The 15,748-nt window shown below is 73.3% G+C and carries 15 protein-coding genes; 11 read left to right on the top strand and 4 right to left on the bottom strand.

Going from position 1 to position 15,748, the window contains the following annotated elements; translation table 11 throughout:
* Window positions 1–2 precede the first annotated feature (2 nt).
* Entirely contained in the window at window positions 3–611 is a 609-nt protein-coding gene (locus AB0950_RS10070) for a class I SAM-dependent methyltransferase (protein ID WP_360146572.1), read from the top strand.
* Between the two features lie 18 nt (window positions 612–629).
* On the opposite strand, the gene AB0950_RS10065 is transcribed toward AB0950_RS10070, so the two are convergent.
* Window positions 630–1,385 (bottom strand): alpha/beta hydrolase, encoded by a 756-nt coding sequence (locus tag AB0950_RS10065; RefSeq protein WP_360146575.1) that lies wholly within the window; start codon window positions 1,383–1,385, stop codon window positions 630–632.
* A gap of 111 nt (window positions 1,386–1,496) precedes the next feature.
* Here AB0950_RS10065 and AB0950_RS10060 point away from each other — a divergent pair, with 111 nt between their 5' ends.
* Window positions 1,497–2,030 carry a PadR family transcriptional regulator gene (locus AB0950_RS10060; protein ID WP_360147181.1) on the top strand — a complete coding sequence of 178 codons (534 nt, stop codon included), beginning with the start codon at window positions 1,497–1,499 and terminating at the stop codon, window positions 2,028–2,030.
* On the opposite strand, the gene AB0950_RS10055 is transcribed toward AB0950_RS10060, so the two are convergent.
* Window positions 2,007–2,912: an oxygenase MpaB family protein gene (locus AB0950_RS10055; RefSeq protein ID WP_366778273.1), complete on the bottom strand. Its 906-nt coding sequence runs from the start codon at window positions 2,910–2,912 to the stop codon at window positions 2,007–2,009. The two genes, AB0950_RS10060 and AB0950_RS10055, sit on opposite strands and share 24 nt — an antisense overlap.
* A gap of 110 nt (window positions 2,913–3,022) precedes the next feature.
* Here AB0950_RS10055 and AB0950_RS10050 point away from each other — a divergent pair, with 110 nt between their 5' ends.
* Window positions 3,023–3,307: a hypothetical protein gene (locus tag AB0950_RS10050; RefSeq protein ID WP_366778430.1), complete on the top strand. Its 285-nt coding sequence runs from the start codon at window positions 3,023–3,025 to the stop codon at window positions 3,305–3,307.
* 143 nt (window positions 3,308–3,450) lie between these two features.
* Complete coding sequence (locus AB0950_RS10045) at window positions 3,451–4,308, top strand: hypothetical protein (protein WP_360146581.1); 858 nt, start codon at window positions 3,451–3,453, stop codon at window positions 4,306–4,308.
* A 367-nt stretch (window positions 4,309–4,675) separates the two neighbouring features.
* Here AB0950_RS10045 and AB0950_RS10040 read toward each other — a convergent pair whose 3' ends face one another.
* A complete protein-coding gene (locus AB0950_RS10040; protein WP_330341434.1) occupies window positions 4,676–4,858 on the bottom strand; it encodes a hypothetical protein in 183 nt (60 codons plus the stop codon).
* A gap of 387 nt (window positions 4,859–5,245) precedes the next feature.
* Between AB0950_RS10040 and AB0950_RS10035 the strand changes: the two genes are divergently transcribed.
* Complete coding sequence (locus AB0950_RS10035; RefSeq protein WP_366778272.1) at window positions 5,246–6,586, top strand: esterase-like activity of phytase family protein; 1,341 nt, start codon at window positions 5,246–5,248, stop codon at window positions 6,584–6,586.
* Between the two features lie 69 nt (window positions 6,587–6,655).
* Here the strand turns inward: AB0950_RS10035 and xylA are convergent, their stop codons facing one another.
* Window positions 6,656–7,822, bottom strand: a complete 1,167-nt coding sequence (gene xylA, locus AB0950_RS10030; RefSeq protein WP_360146588.1) for a xylose isomerase — start codon at window positions 7,820–7,822, stop codon at window positions 6,656–6,658.
* Window positions 7,823–7,974: 152 nt separating this feature from the next.
* Between xylA and xylB the strand changes: the two genes are divergently transcribed.
* From xylB to AB0950_RS10000, 6 genes are all read left to right on the top strand, one after another.
* Complete coding sequence (gene xylB / locus AB0950_RS10025) at window positions 7,975–9,429, top strand: xylulokinase (RefSeq protein ID WP_360146591.1); 1,455 nt, start codon at window positions 7,975–7,977, stop codon at window positions 9,427–9,429.
* Between the two features lie 35 nt (window positions 9,430–9,464).
* Window positions 9,465–10,673 carry an ROK family transcriptional regulator gene (locus tag AB0950_RS10020; RefSeq protein WP_366778271.1) on the top strand — a complete coding sequence of 403 codons (1,209 nt, stop codon included), beginning with the start codon at window positions 9,465–9,467 and terminating at the stop codon, window positions 10,671–10,673.
* Window positions 10,674–10,953: 280 nt separating this feature from the next.
* The gene (locus AB0950_RS10015) at window positions 10,954–12,438 is read left to right on the top strand and encodes an APC family permease (RefSeq protein WP_366778270.1); all 1,485 of its coding nucleotides are present in this window, start codon (window positions 10,954–10,956) and stop codon (window positions 12,436–12,438) included.
* 90 nt (window positions 12,439–12,528) lie between these two features.
* The gene (locus tag AB0950_RS10010) at window positions 12,529–13,542 is read left to right on the top strand and encodes an acetamidase/formamidase family protein (RefSeq protein ID WP_360146600.1); all 1,014 of its coding nucleotides are present in this window, start codon (window positions 12,529–12,531) and stop codon (window positions 13,540–13,542) included.
* A gap of 152 nt (window positions 13,543–13,694) precedes the next feature.
* Window positions 13,695–14,363: an N-acetylmuramoyl-L-alanine amidase gene (locus AB0950_RS10005; protein WP_360146603.1), complete on the top strand. Its 669-nt coding sequence runs from the start codon at window positions 13,695–13,697 to the stop codon at window positions 14,361–14,363.
* A gap of 57 nt (window positions 14,364–14,420) precedes the next feature.
* On the top strand, window positions 14,421–15,728 hold the full coding sequence (locus AB0950_RS10000; RefSeq protein ID WP_366778269.1) for a GAF domain-containing protein: 1,308 nt from the start codon (window positions 14,421–14,423) through the stop codon (window positions 15,726–15,728).
* The last annotated feature ends 20 nt before the right edge of the window (window positions 15,729–15,748 follow it).

Below are 15,748 nucleotides of genomic sequence, written 5' to 3'. Positions count from 1 at the left end.
ACATGAGCGACGACCACACACATGTGCAGAAGTTCTTCACCGCACGCGCGACCGACTGGGACACCCGGTTCCCCGACGACGGCCCCGCCTACACGGCCGCGGTCGCCGACATCGGGCTGCGGACGGGCGACCGGGTGCTGGACGCGGGGTGCGGCACGGGGCGCGCTCTGCCACCGCTGCGTGCCGCCGTGGGCCCCTCCGGGGTGGTGCTCGGCGCCGACCTGACCCCGGCGATGCTCGACGCCGCCGTACGGGCCCGCCGGCACCGGGAGGGGCGGCTGCTGCTGGCGGACGTCACCGCGCTGCCGCTGCGGTCGGCGGCGCTGGACGCCGTGTTCGCGGCCGGCCTGATCTCCCACCTGCCGCGGCCGGAGCAGAACCTGCGCGAACTGGCCCGTGTCGTACGGCCCGATGGCGTGCTCGCGCTGTTCCACCCCATAGGACGGGCGGCGCTGGCGGCGCGTCAGGGCCGCCGGATCACCCCGGACGACCTGCGCGCCGAGCACAACCTGCGTCCGCTGCTGGCGCGTTCGGGGTGGCGCCTGACGTCGTACGTCGATGAGAACACGCGTTTCCTCGCGGTCGCGGTGCGCGGGGACCGCTCGTCATAGCGTCGAGGGCCGGCCGGGTCAGTCCGTGCCGGCGACGGCCGCCGCGAAGGCGTCGGGGTTGTCGAACATGACGTTGTGCCCGGCGCCGGGCACCGTCACCACGCGCACTCCGGCGGCCTCCAGGGTCTCCCGGCCCGGCAGTTCGCCGCTGTGCTCCCCCTGGAGGTAGACCCGGTCGACGGGCAGCTTCTCCAACAGGGTGCGCATCACCGGGTCGGAGCCCCGGCACAGCCCGACGGCGCTGCGGTGCAGGGCTCGCGGGTCGGCCAGCCGCATGGTGGCCGCCCACAGCGGGCCGACGCGCTCCAGCACACGCGCGTACTGCACGTCGACGAAATCGTCCTCTTCATAGGAGGCGATTGCACCGCTGCCGGCCGTGAGCGGCGGGAAGGCGTCCAGGTTGGCCTCGGTGAGGACGAGCCGGGAGACGAGGTCGGGCCGCCGGTGGGCGAGCACGATGGCCACGGCGCCGCCCATGCTGTGCGCGATCAACTCCGCGCCGCGGACCCCGGCTTCGTCCAGGGCGGCCGCCACGGCGTCGGCGTGCTCCTGCAGCGTGTAGCCGAACGTGCCGGGCCGGTCGCTCAGGCCGTGTCCCGGCAGGTCGATGAACAGGCTGCGTCGGCCCGCCAGTTCGGGCCGGGCCGCGATGTGGGCGTGATACACGGCGGACATCGAGCCGAGCCCGTGCAGATACACCCGCGCCGGCTCCGCCCCCGGCGCCTCGGTCCAGCGGATCCGGCTGCCCTCACGGTCGAACACGGCCTGCTTCACATCACCCTCCCCTGCCGTCCTGCGACACGGCGACTATACATCGGTCTCGAGGTATGACGACGAAGGAGTATGACATTGCCGAAGTACCTCGCCCTGCGCGAGACTGCGGTCGTGCTCGAACTCGCCATCCTCGGTTTCCTCTACGACGCCCCGCTGCACGGATACGTCCTGCGCCGGCACATCGCGGCCCTCACCGGGCATGTGCGACCGGTCGCCGAGAGCACGCTGTACCCGGCGATCAAACGGCTGGAGAAGGCTGGCCTGCTGGTCCGGGCCACCGAGCCGGGCGCCGTGGCGGCACCGCGGCATGTGCTGAGGCTGACCGAGGAGGGCAGGCGAGAGCTGAAGCGCCGGCTGGCCGAGCCCGCGCAGCGCGAGATCACCGACGAGAACCACTGGTTCACGCTGCTCGCGTTCCTGCGGCACCTGGAGGACCCCGTCGCCCAGGCGGCCGTACTGCGCCGCCGGCTGGCCTTTCTGCAGGAGCCGGCGAGTTTCTTCTACGACGGTGACCGGCCGCTTCGCGCCGAGGAGCTGGACGACCCGTTCCGGCGCGGTGTCCTCACCATCGCGCGTGCCACGAGCCGGGCCGAACTGGCCTGGCTGCGCGACACCCTGGCCTCACTCGGCGACGTCGGCCGCTGACGCGCCCGTGTGCCGCACCGGGCAGCCGCGCAGCCCGGGAACCGGCCGGGTGCCCAGGTCGGCCACCCGGTAGCCGTCCGGGTAGCCCTTGACCTCCCAGTTCTGACGTGCGAAGTGCGGCGAGCGGCGCGGTGGCAGCAGCCGGACGAGCCGGCCACGCGCGCGTACGGCCCGGCGCACCGACGCCGTCGTCGCCGCGCCGGGCGGGGTGTAGCGGAACGCGCGCAGCAGCGGCTCGTCGAGCAGGGCGAGCGTCGCGGTGCGCAGCAACGGTGCCAGTGGGCGCGGATACCAGGACGCCATCAGAGCGAGTGTGGCGTCGGAGACCCGCCGGGACCGCTCGTCCCAGGCGAAGTGCTCCTTCTCGTACGCGTCGAGCAGGTCCTCGAACTCCTCGTAGGTAGCGGGGATCCCGGGGATGCCCATGTGCCGGCCGAGGGTGCGGTAGTACTCGGTGGCGGCGACGATCTCATGCCGGGACAGGCGGCGCCAGCCGTAGGCGTCGATCCAGCGCCTGGGCATCACCACGAAGGTGCTCAGCACGTACCGCATGTCGTCGTCGCTGATGTCGTAGCTGCGGTGCATCTGGTTGATGCGGCGGATCGCGGTACGCCCCTCCGCGCCGGCGAAGCCGTGCTCGACGACGGTGTCGAGGAGCAGCACGGTGTCGTCGTACCGCTTCTGGGTGCGCTCGGTCAGCTCCGCCGTCTCGGCGAGCAGCCGGCCGATGCTCGGCACGGCGTAGGTGCGGTACAGGGCCAGTTCCAGTGCACGGGTGTAGTCCCAGGGAAACTCGAACGCCACACTGAGCCGGTAGATCTCCAGCGCGTCCGCCACCGGGTCCAGCCGGCGGATCTGCCCGAGCCGCTCGAAACGCTTCACTGCGTCGTCCCCCTTCTGCCGCAGAAAGTCCAACTCTACGTTGAGAGGGAGCAGATGAGCGATCGACGACGACCCCGTTCGGGGGGAGGGCGGTCCGCGTGTTCGGCCTGATACGCAAGTACGCCACGAGACTCCGCACCGCCGCGCACCCGCAGCCGGCGGGCACTCGGCAGAGGCGCGCGCACAACTTGTTCGAAGCCGCGGCCGCCTATGTCGTGGCCCGCGCGGAGGACGATCAGGACCGGATCGAGGAGGCGGCGGGCTGGGTGCCGCCGGAAGCGCTGTCGTTCGGGGTGAGCGAACTCGCCTGCCGGGCCGTCGTCGCGCTGGCCCGGGAGCGCGACCAGTCGCCCGCGTCGGTGGCCCGCGATCTGCTCGGACTGCCCACGGGCTGAGCGGACAGGCCCTGGTCCCACCGTGGTCGTTTCGCCCCCGTCCAGGCGGAAACCTGCAGGTCCGCGTGGTGTGAGGAGTCGTGACAAGCGGCTTGCGCTCGCACTAGGGTGCGCGCCGTTGGACGAACCACTGGGAGGCAGGGATGGCCGGAGCCGACGACGAAGCCGGCGCCGCCGCGGACGATGCGCTGTACGTGCTGACGGCGGTGCTGCTGACGCCGGCGCAGTTTCCGAGCGTTCTGGGCGACGACTATCCGGAGGCGTGCGCGGCGCTGGGTCTCGCGCCCCTCGCCGACGGGTACGGCCTGGTGCTGGGCCAGGACGGCACGGGCGCCCGCTGGACGGTCGTGATCGACGACGTCTCGCTGGTCGCCGTGGCGATCGCGTCCTGGGACTGCGGCATGGAGTACGAGCTGTCCCCGGACGAGCGCGCGGTCGTGGCCGCCCTGCCGGGCTGGCCGCTGGCCGTCGCCGTCGCGGCTCCCGGTGTCCCCGCCCCGCACGACCCCGGTCCCGAGGTGGCGGACCGGCCCGCGCTGAGGCCGCCGGACACGAGCTCCTGGGGACCGGCCCAGCGCCGGCTGGGCGCCGACGAGATAGCCCTGCAGTGGGCGCAGTGGCGGGAGCAGATCGACGACGCGCAGTTCTCCACGCCCGACGGGGACACGCCGGAGGCGCGGGAGAAGGCCGAGGAGTCCTCGCCGGAGGGCGAGCGGGCCGTGCCGCAGAGCGGCCACCGGGGAGTCAGGCGGGTGCTCGCGGAGGCCCGCGCCTATGTCGACTCGCCGCCGCCGCTCGGCCGGGTGCGCTCGTCGTTCGCCCCGGGGGACGCCCGTACGCTGCGCGCCGACGGCCCCGGCTGGTCGATCGTGGCCCGCACCGACGACATCGCCTTCGTCCTGCTCGACGAAGAGCCCGGCGAGGTCCTGCCGGTGGGCCGGGGGCCCGAACTGCCGGGCCTGCTGGAGGCACTCGACAAGATGGCCGTACGGCCCCTCTAAGTCGGCCGGGGCCCGGCTCGCCGCCCCCCGGCGAGGCGAGCCGGGCCCCGCGGCTCGTCCACGGCGGACGGCGTCCGGGGTCCGGGGCCGGCATCGCAGCCGGGCGACGGCCGTGCGGAAGCAGCGCCTCGCCTCGACCGGACGACTCTCGCGGCGAACCGGTGCCTCCCTCGACCGGGCGACGCCCGAGGCGAACCGGTGCCTCCCTCGACCGTACGACGTCTGCCAGGAACCGGCGCCTCCCGCACCCGGCGACGACCGCCGGCCACCCGCGGGCCGGACCGCCGCCCCCGCCCAGACGGCCGCCCGGCGTGCAAGGAGGCGTGAGGGCCCGGCAGGGCCGCCCTCTACGGCGTCCGCCGCCCCCTCAGCGGCCCAGCTCCTTGCGGGTGACCCTGCGGAGCCTGCGCCGCTGCGCGGGGTCCAGCGCCAGATACCCGGCCACCGGAACACCCACCACGATCAGGAACGCCACCCACCAGGGCAGCCAGATCAGCAGGAGCAACCCGACCGCCACTCCCCCGACGGCGATCTTCGCTGTGTTGGACATGAGCGTTGCCTCCTTCGCGGCCTCTGCCGCTCTCTGCACTGGAAACGGCCCCCCGCTCCCCGCGGTTCCGCATTCCGCCCCTGAGACATCCCCGAGACCCGCCCCCTAGTGGATGAGGCCGCCCCCCGCGGGACGTCCGGACGCCGCCGCTCCCTCACGGACCGTCGCACGGCGTCCTCACGTACGCCATGAAGCAGGGCCACCACTCGAACAGATTGTGAAGTGCCCCGATCACGACGCCGGCATTCCGCTGACCGCCCTCCCGACGTGCTGCACCCCGTGATCCGATGAGCGGCCGACACCGGCCGTTGATCCCGACACCGTGCGGCGTTCCTCATGGGGCCCAGACCTGGCCGCTGTCAAGGAACTTGTCCCCCGGGAGGCCCGATGTCCACCCCTGATTCCGGCCGGCGCCGCATCCCCCGTTCCGTCGCCACTGGTCTGCCGCTGGCTCTGGCCGCGGTCCTGGTGGCCGCGGGAACGGCGACCGCGGCGCTGTCCCGGGGCGCCCGCGTCGTCCGCACGGCGACGCTCGGCGAGATCCCGCTCGGCGCGTTCAGCAACGCCCTGCTGCCGGGCAGCGTCGACGACGACCACGGGGTGAAGCTCGGCGGCATCGGCAGCGACATCTACCCGGCGGGCCGCAAGGGCGAGTACTGGACCGTGACCGACCGCGGCCCCAACGGGCAGATCAAGGTCGACGGCACCAAGCGCCGCACGTTCCCAGTGCCGGGATTCGATCCGGCGATCGTCAAGATCCGGGTCTCGGGAGACACGATCCAGGTCGTCGACGCGATCCCGCTGACTACGTCCTCCGGCAAGGCCGTCACCGGGCTGCCCGACCAGCAGGGCCGGGACGAGGCGCCGTACACCTACGACGCGAAGACGCCGCTGCCGTACGACCCGAACGGGCTCGACACGGAGGGCATCGTGCGCGCCGCGGACGGGACGTTCTGGCTCGTCGACGAGTACGGTCCCTCGCTGATCCACGTCTCCGCGCGCGGGAAGGTGCTCACCCGCTACGTGCCCAAGGGCCTCGGCCTGACCGGCACGGACTATCCGGTGGTGGAGGCGCTGCCGTCGGTCTTCCTGCACCGCAAGGTCAACCGGGGGTTCGAGGGGCTGGCGCAGCTTCCCGACGGCGACCTGGTGATGGCCCTGCAGAGCCCCCTGTCGCTGCCGGACACGGACACCGGGGACGCCTCACGCACCACGCGGCTGCTGCGTTTCTCGCCGCGCGCGAAGGCCGTCACCGCCGAGTACGCCTATCGGTTCGACCCGGTGAACGTGGTCGACCCGGGCGAGGACGACACTTCCGAACTGAAGATCCCCTCGCTGGTGGCCGTGGGCGGCGACCGGCTCCTCGTCGAGGAGCGCACGGACAAGGCGGCCCGGCTCCAACTGGTCCGGCTGAAGCGCACGTCGAGCATTCTGGGCGGCCCTTGGGACGACGGCTCGACCTCGCCGTCCCTGGAGCAGCTGGACGATCCGGCGTCCGCCGGAGTGCCGTTGCCGGCCAAGCGGCTCGTGGTGGACCTGAACACGGTCGGCGGCGTGCCGCAGAAAGTCGAGGGCATCGCGCGCGTGGACCACGACACGCTCGCCCTCGCCAACGACAACGACTTCGGGATGACCGACGGCGCGGGCGCCTTCGACGCGCAGGGCCGGCTCGTCGACAGCGGGATCAGGACGACCGTGGTGGACGTCCGGCTGCCCAGGGGTCTGTGAGCAGTCCGAACGAGAGCTGACCGCAGGGCCGGGGCGGCGACGGGTGCCGCCCCCCGGCCCTCGGTGCGCTCAGCCCCGGGCGCCGAGCAGGTGGTCCATGGCGAGCTGGTCGAGACGCTCGAAAGCCATCCCGCGCGCGGCGGCCGCATCGACGTCGAAGTCCTCGAAGGCGGCGCGGTCGGCGAGCAGCGCCTCCAGGCCGTCCGCAGCCGTCGGCTGGGCGAGCTGGTCCAGGCGTGAGGCGCGCAGGGCCTCCTGGACCTCGGGGTCGGCGCGGAAGGCGGCGGCGCGCTCCTTGAGGATGAGGTAGTTGCGCATGCAGCCCGCGGCCGAGGCCCACACACCGTCCAGGTCCTCGGTGCGCGGCGGCTTGAAGTCGAAGTGGCGCGGGCCTTCGTAACCGGCGCTCTCCAGCAGGTCGACCAGCCAGAACGCCGCCCGCAGGTCGCCGGCGCCGAAGCGGAGGTCCTGGTCGTACTTGATGCCGGACTGGCCGTTGAGGTCGATGTGGAACAGCTTGCCCGCCCACAGGGCCTGCGCGATGCCGTGCGGGAAGTTCAGGCCCGCCATCTGCTCGTGCCCGACCTCGGGGTTGACGCCGTACAGCTCCGGGCGCTCCAGGCGCTCGATGAAGGCCAGCGCGTGGCCGACGGTGGGCAGCAGGATGTCGCCGCGCGGCTCGTTCGGCTTCGGCTCGATGGCGAAGCGGATGTCGTAGCCCTGGGCGGTGACGTACTCGCCCAGCAGGTCGAAGGCCTCCTTCATGCGGTCCAGGGCCGCGCGCACGTCCTTCGCGGCGCCGGACTCGGCGCCCTCGCGCCCGCCCCAGGCGACGTACGTCTTGGCGCCCAGTTCGACCGCCAGGTCGATGTTGCGGATGGTCTTGCGCAGCGCGTAGCGGCGCACGTCGCGGTCGTTGGCGGTGAACGCGCCGTCCTTGAAGACGGGGTGGGTGAACAGGTTGGTGGTGGCCATCGGCACGGTCATGCCGGTGGCGTCCAGGGCCTGCCGGAACCGCTTGATGTGCGACTCGCGCTCGGTGTCCGAGGACCCGAAGGGGATCAGGTCGTCGTCGTGGAAGGTCACTCCGTGGGCACCCAGCTCGGCCAGGCGCTGCACCGTCTCGACCGGGTCGAGGGCGCCGCGGGTGGCGTCACCGAAGGGGTCCCTCCCCTGCCAGCCGACGGTCCACAGACCGAAGGTGAACCTGTCCTCGGGGGTGGGCTGGTAGCTCATGCGACGGCTCCTTGCTGCGTGGCGGCTATTTCGTCATGGCCGTTTACAAATTAGTATGCGCTCGCGTCCCTGGGAAGAGCCAAGATGTCTTTGTCCCGCAGAGTCGTAGAAAGTCACGAAGTCGCGGAACGTCGCGGAAAAGGGAGAGCCCCATGTCAGCAGCCGAGGGTCCGCTCGTCGTCGGCGTGGACACGTCCACCCAGTCCACGAAGGCACTGGTCGTCGACGCGGCCACCGGCCGCGTGGTGGCGAGCGGCCAGGCGCCGCACACCGTGTCCTCCGGCGCGGGCCGCGAGAGCGATCCGCGCCAGTGGTGGGACGCGCTGTGCGAGGCGCTCAGCCAGTGCGGCGACGCGGCGCACGAGGCCGCCGCTGTGTCGATCGGCGGCCAGCAGCACGGACTGGTCACGCTGGACGAGCGGGGCGAGCCGGTACGTCCGGCGCTCCTGTGGAACGACGTCCGCTCGGCGCCGCAGGCCCGCCGCCTGGTGGAGGAGCTGGGCGGGCCGAAGGCCTGGGCGGAGCGCACGGGCAGCGTGCCCGGCGCGTCGTTCACGGTCACGAAGTGGGCGTGGCTCGCCGAACACGAGCCGGAGTCGGTCCGCGCGACGAGGGCGGTCCGGCTCCCGCACGACTACCTCACCGAGCGCCTGACCGGGCAGGGCACGACCGACCGCGGCGACGCCTCCGGCACCGGCTGGTGGTCGTCCGGCACGGAGGCGTACGACCCCGAGACCCTCGCGCACGTGGGGCTCGACCCGGCGCTGCTGCCCCGGGTGGTACGGCCGGGTGAGGTGGCCGGCACCGTGCGCGACAGCCACGACCTGCCGTTCTCCAAGGGCACGCTGGTCGCTCCGGGCACCGGCGACAACGCGGCGGCGGCGCTCGGTCTCGGCCTGCGGCCCGGCACCCCGGTGCTCAGCCTCGGCACGTCCGGCACGGTCTACGCCGTCTCCCGGCGCCGCCCGGCCGATCCGACCGGCACGGTGGCGGGCTTCGCCGACGCCCACGGCGACTGGCTGCCCCTGGCCTGCACCCTGAACTGCACGCTCGCTGTGGACCGCGTCGCGGCGCTGCTGGGCCTGGACCGCGAGGCGGTGGAGCCCGGCGGCTCGGTGACCCTGCTGCCGTACCTGGACGGCGAGCGCACCCCGAACCTGCCGAACGCCTCCGGCCTGCTGCACGGCCTGCGCCATGACACGACTCCCGGGCAGCTGCTGCAGGCCGCGTACGACGGCGCCGTGCACGCCCTGCTCGGCGCGCTCGACCTGGTCCTGGACGAGGACGCGGACCGCAGCACCCCGCTGATACTGATCGGCGGCGGGGCCCGGGGGACGGCCTGGCAGCAGACGGTACGGCGGCTGTCCGGCCGGCCGGTCCAGGTCCCCGAGGCCAGGGAACTCGTCGCCCTAGGGGCAGCGGCACAGGCCGCCGGCCTGCTCACCGGCGAGGACCCGGCCGCGGTGGCCCGCCGCTGGAACACGGCCGCGGGCCCCGTGCTGGAGGCCGTGGAGCGGGACCAGCGGACGCTGGACCGGATCACCGGGGTACTCTCCGACGCGGCCCCGCTGCTGGACCGGGGGACGCAGACCACATCGCGCGCCTGAGACCGGGCGGCAGACACGGAGGATCGACGCCAGGCATGACCGCACCGCCGCACGAGGCACACCCGCCGGCCGCCGGCCGCGCCCTGCCGGACACCCAGCAGGGCATGCGCCGGCGCAATCTGGCACGCGTGATGCACGCCGTGAGCGCCGAGGGCTCGCTGTCGCGGGCCGCGGTCGCCACGCGCATCGGGCTGACCAGGGCCGCCGTGTCGACGCTGGTGGACGAGCTGATCCGGTGGGGTCTGCTGGAGGAGCTGGGCCCGGAGCGGCCGGGCCGGGTGGGCCGGCCCGGTTCCGCGCTCGCGGTGTCCGGCCGCGGTCCGGCGGGGATCGGCGCGGAGATCGGCGTCGATCATCTCGCGGTCTGCGCGGTGGACCTGCGCGGCACGGTGCGCGCCCGGGCGGTGCGGCACACGGCGAACCGGGGCCGGGCGCCGGAGCCGGTGATCGGGGAACTCACCGAGCTGGTGCGCCAGGTCGTCGCGGAGGCGGAGCGGGAGGCCCTCTGGCCCGCCGGGCTCGCGGTCGCCGTGCCCGGACTCGTGGCGCGCGACGGCCGCACCGTCGTGCGCGCCCCGAACCTCGAATGGCAGCACACCGACCTCGGCGCCCTGCTGCCCGGAGAGTGGCCGCTGACCGTGGGCAACGAGGCCAACTTCGGCGCGCTCGCGGAGCTGTGGCTCGGCGAGGGCACACCGCGCGACTTCCTGCACGTGTCGGCCGAGATCGGCATCGGCGCGGCGGTCGTGGTGGACGGCGGGCTGCTGCACGGCACCCGCGGCTTCGCGGGCGAGCTGGGCCATGTGCCGGTACGGCCGGACGGGCCGCCCTGTGCGTGCGGTGGCCGCGGCTGCCTTGAGCAGTACGCGGGCGAGGAGGCGGTGCTGCGCGCGGCCGGGCTGGAACCGCGCGAGGACCTGGTGGGGCTGCTCGCCGGGCGCGCCGAGCAGGGCGACGAGAGCGTACGGGCAGCCCTGCGCGAGGCCGGTACGGCGCTCGGCATAGCCCTCACCGGGGCCGTGAATCTCCTCGACCCCGAGACGGTGGTCCTCGGCGGCGCCCTGGCCGGACTGTCCCCCTGGCTGCTGCCGTCCCTGGAGACGGAACTGACGAGCCGCACGGCGGGCCCCGCGTGCCCGGTCACCGTGTCCCGACTGGGCTCGCAGGGCCCCCTGCTGGGCGCCGCGCACTCGGTCGTCCGGGGCGTACTGGACGACCCTGCGCTCGTCGCGGAACACGCCTGACGCCTCGAGCCCCCGCGACCTCCGACCACCGGGCCTCGATGCCTGCCGGGCCCCGGTGCCTGCCGACGCCCGGTGTTCACCCGATCGGGTGGCCGGGTTTTCCACAAGCGGAGGCTTCTCCACGGAACCGGTGCGTGCTCTTCTGCCCAACCCGCCCGCGCCGTACCGTGATTCACGCGAGGCACGGCCGACGCTCCGTCAGTGTCGCCCTGCCTCGAGCGGTTGACGGTACTTCACACGCATCGGGTGGCAGTGGGCTGACAGACATCGGGGGACGCACATGCACGAGGAGACGACCGGGACGCTGCGCCGCGATGCCGTCGGCCTGCGCGAGGTGCTGTTCCAGAGCGTGACGGCGATGGCGCCGGCCGCAGCGGTGGCCGCGTCGATTCCCGCCGGTGCCGCCTTCGCGGGCGGCAGCCTGCCGCTGGCGGTGCTGATCGCCCTGGTGGCCTGTCTGTTCACCGCGTCGTGCGTGGCCGAGCTGGCCCGGGAGCTGCCGGCCGCCGGCTCGGTGGCCACGTATGCCGCGCACGGGCTGCACCCCGCGGTCGGATTCCTCGTCGGCTGGGGTTACGTCTTCGTGGAGATGCTCGTCCCGCCCCTGCTGCTTCTGCAGCTGGGCTTCACGGCGGCGGGCACGCTCCACGAGGAGTGGTCGTCGTATCCGGCGGACCTGTGGTGGCCGTGGTCCCTGGCGGGCGCCGGTGTGATCGCCGTCGCCGGCTATCTCGGCGTCCGGGCTTCGGCCCGCTTCGGCACCGTCCTCGGCGTCTTCGAGATCCTCGTCTTCCTGGTGTTCGCGGCCCTGCTCATCGGCAAGGCCGGTGACGCCAACACCCTGTCGGTCTTCGGCACTTCGCACACCGCCGACGGTCACGCCGGGATCAGCGGCGTGTTCGCCGGGTCCGTCTACACGGTGCTGGCGTTCGCCGGGTTCGAGGCCGCGGCGCCGCTCGCCGAGGAGACCCGGAACCCGCGGCGGACGATGCACCGCGCGGTCCTCGGGGCGGCTCTGGGCATCGGCCTGTTCTATGTGATCACCACCTATGCGATGACGGTCTACTTCGGCCCCGACCGCTTCGCGAAGTTCGGTACGTCGGGCGCTGCCTCCTGGGACGGAGTGGCCCGGGCCTCCTTCGGCCTGTTCTGGGTGCTGGTGTTCCTGGCGGTGGTCAACTCCACGATCGCCAACGCCAACGCGTGCGCCAACGTCTCCACCCGTACCGCCTTCGCTCTGGCCCGCATCCGGGTCCTGCCCCGGCTTCTCGCCACCCTCCACCCCCGGCATCGCTCCCCCGTCGCCGGTATCGCGCTGCAGACCGTGGTGGCGGTCGCGGCCGTGCTGGGGCTCGGGTTCGGCTACGACCCGGTGACCGCCTTCCTGCTGCTCGCCACGGTGATCGTCACGGTCGTCGTCGGCGTCTACATCGTCGTGAACCTCGCCTGCGCCGGCTACTTCCTGCGGGACGGCCGGGCCGCCTTCGCGCCGGTACGGCATCTGCTGTTCCCGGTGCTCGGCATCGCGGCCTTCGTCCCGGCCCTGCTGACGGCCGCCGGCCTCCCGGTCTTCGACTTCGTCACCGCGCTCACGGCCCCGGTCTCCTACGCCGGTCCGATCGTCGCAGTCTGGATGGCGGTGGGCGTGGTGGTGCTGATCCTGCTGATACGGCGTCATCCCGAGCGCATAGCCGAGACCGCCCGGGTGCACCTCGACGCGTACGACCCCGCCGGGCCACGGCGGGACGGGACCGTACCCCGGTGACCTGCGGGCGCACCGTCCGCTGCTCCCCCTCTCCCCGGCCTTCCGCCTTCCCGCCTTCCCGCCTTCCCCGCAGAAGGGACCACCTCCGCGATGACCGACCCCCGCATCCTGACCGTGCGCCCGGAACCGGACGCCTACGCCTGGACGTTCGGCGGTGCGCCTCCCGTGGCGCGGATCGCGCCCGGCACGGTCCTCGACCTGTACACGGAGGACTGCTTCGCCGGCCGGGTGCGGTCCGAGAAGGACCTCGTCTCGGAGGTCTGCGAGTTCCCGTTCCTCAATCCGCAGACCGGCCCCTTCCACATCGAGGGCGCCGAACCGGGTGACACCGTGGCCGTGCACTTCGTGTCGATCGAACCGGCCCGCGACTGGGCGGCGTCCACGACGGTCCCGCTGTTCGGCGCGCTCACCTCCACGCACACCACGGCCTCGCTGCAGCCGCCGCTGCCGGAGCGCGTCTGGATCTGGCAGCTGGACCGCGCGCGGCGCACCGCCCTGTTCCAGGCGCGGGACAGCGACATCGAGGTCGAGCTGCCCATGGATCCCATGCACGGCACCGTGGGCGTGGCGCCCGCCAATCTGGAGGTGCGCTCGGCCCTGGTCCCGGACGCGCACGGCGGGAACATGGACACGCCCGAGATGCGGGCCGGTGTCACCTGCTACCTGGGGGTCAATGTCGAGGGCGCCCTGCTCAGCCTCGGCGACGGGCACGCCCGGCAGGGCGAGGGCGAGACCTGCGGGGTGGCGGTGGAGTGCGCCATGAACACCGTGGTGGTCGTGGAGCTCCTCAAGGACGTCGCCACGCCGTGGCCCCGGCTGGAGTCGGACACCCACATCGTTTCCACCGGCTCGGCCCGCCCGCTGGAGGACGCGTTCCGGATATCGCAGCTGGACCTGGTGCAGTGGCTGGTGCGCGACTACGGGTTCAGTGAGCCGGACGCATACCAATTCGCAACCCAGGCGGTCGAGTCGCCGTTGGCCAACGTGTGCGACACGAACTACACGTGCGTGGCCAAGATCCGCAAGGAGTGGCTGCCGGCCCGGGAGACATACCGGGGCGTGCACGCGCGGCTGCGGGAGACCGCGCAATCCCTGCGGAGCTGACACCGGCGGCGTTCCCCGGCGCCGCTCGGCCGGACCGCTGTGCCCAGGCCCCTCACGCCGCCGGCCCGCCCGAGCACCCCACCACTCGCGCGAGACCACAGCTCCCGACGTCCACACCACTCCCCCACCCCCACACCGAAAGGCACCCGCCGATGGACCTGGACCCGGCCGGACCCGTACAGCGAAGAGAGCCGGCCCAGCCGGCGACCGCGCCACAGCCGGCGAGCCCGGCACAGCCGCGCCTGAGCAGGCGCCGGCTGCTGAAGGGCGCGGCGCTCGCCGCCGTTCCCTACGCACTGCTGCCCGACCCGAGGGCCGGTGCGCAGACCGCGTCCGTGGACTACCCGCCCGCCGAGTGGCAGCCGGCGAGCAGTTCGAACTACACCGCCTCCGACCGCCCCGGCACCTACACGGTCGACCGTGTGATCATCCATGTCACGCAGGAGACGTACGCCAACACGCTGGCGATCTTCGGCAATCCGGAGAAGAAGGTGTCCGCGCACTATCTGGTCCGCTCGGCGGACGGGCACGTCGCGCAGTGCGTGCACGAGGCCGACATCGCGTGGCACGCGGGCAACTGGGACTACAACACGCGCAGCATCGGCATCGAGCACGAGGGATGGGTGGACCAGCCCGCCTACTTCACAGACGCCCTCTACCAGGAGTCGGCGAGACTCACGGCGGCTATCTGCGACACCTACGGCCTCCCCAAGGACAGGGAGCACATCATCGGCCACTACCAGGTGCCCGGCACCGACCACACCGACCCCGGCCCGAACTGGGACTGGGTCCGCTACCTGAGACTGGTCAACTTCGCCTAGCCGGAAGACGATGGGCGCGGGACCGACATCACTGTTTCACCGTCCGGGGAGGCCGAAGTGACCGATCCGTGGGTGGCCCTGGAGCCGGGGGCCGACCCCGTCGAACGGGTCCGTGCGCTGCGCCGCGCGCACGAGACGTTCACCACGGTGGGCACGGTGCCGCGCCCGGTGCGCTCGGTGGTGGCGGAGTCGTGGCGGCGCAGCGCGCGGGCCGGTGTCCTTCCGGACGGCACCGCCGGCGTGGAGCTGACCGACGGCGACCTCGGCGCGTACCGGGCGGAACACCCGCTGGCCAGGGTGATGCCGCTGTTCCGGGAGCTGATGGGCACGTTCGCCGCCGACGGCGAGCACCTGCTGGCGGTGTGCGACGCGCACGGCAGGCTGCTGTGGGTCGAGGGGCACCCGGCGACCCGGCGCCGGGCGGACGGGATGAACTTCGTGCCGGGAGCGCGCTGGTCGGAGAGCGCGGTCGGCACCAACGCGCCGGGGACCGCGGTCGCGGTGGACCGGCCGGTGCAGGTCTTCGCCGCCGAGCACTTCATACGGCGGGTGCAGCCGTGGACGTGCGCGGCGGCGCCGGTGCACGATCCGCGCACCGGCCGGGTCCTGGGCGCCGTGGACATCACCGGCGGGGACGGGCTGGCGCATCCGCACAGCCTCGGGTTCGTGCAGGCGGTGGCGCGCGCCGCCGAGACGCAGCTCGCGTTGCTCGAACCGTCCGGCAGCGCGCTCGGCACGCCGCTGCTCGGCGCGCTGGGCCGGGACGAGGCCGAACTGGTCCTGGACGGCAACCGGATCCGGCTCAGCCGCCGGCACAGCGAGATCCTCGTGCTGCTCGCCCGGCACCCCGAGGGCCTCAGCGGCGACGAGCTGCTGTGCGCGCTGTACGCGGACGAGTCGGTGACACCGGTGACGCTGCGGGCCGAACTGGCCCGGCTGCGCAGACTGCTGGGCCCGGGGCTGCTCGCCTCGCGGCCGTACCGGCTGACCGCCGCGGTCGAGTCGGACGCCACCGTGGTGGAACGGCGGCTGCGGGCGGGGGCGGTGACGTCGGCGGCGGAGGCGTACACCGGTCCGCTGCTGCCCGGTTCGCAGGCGCCGGCGATCGTACGGCTGCGGGAGCGTCTCGCCGGAGAACTGCGCTCGGCGCTCATCGCGCACCGCGATCCGGACCTGCTGGCGGACTGGGCGCACGCGCCGTGGGGCGAGGACGACCTGGAGGTGTGGCGGGCGCTCGCCGCGGTGCGGCCCACGGCGCAGGTGCGGGCGCGGCTCGCCGCGCTGGAGGCCGAACTGACGGCGCCGCCCGGCCGGACCCGGGGAAGGACCAGCGACGCAACGTGGTTGCAACGTCCGCCCGCCTAGCCTCGCCGACGGGAGCTGCC

This window comes from Streptomyces sp. NPDC007189, assembly GCF_040703635.1.
GTDB lineage: Bacteria > Actinomycetota > Actinomycetes > Streptomycetales > Streptomycetaceae > Streptomyces.
This window is presented reverse-complemented; position numbering and strand designations above follow the sequence as displayed.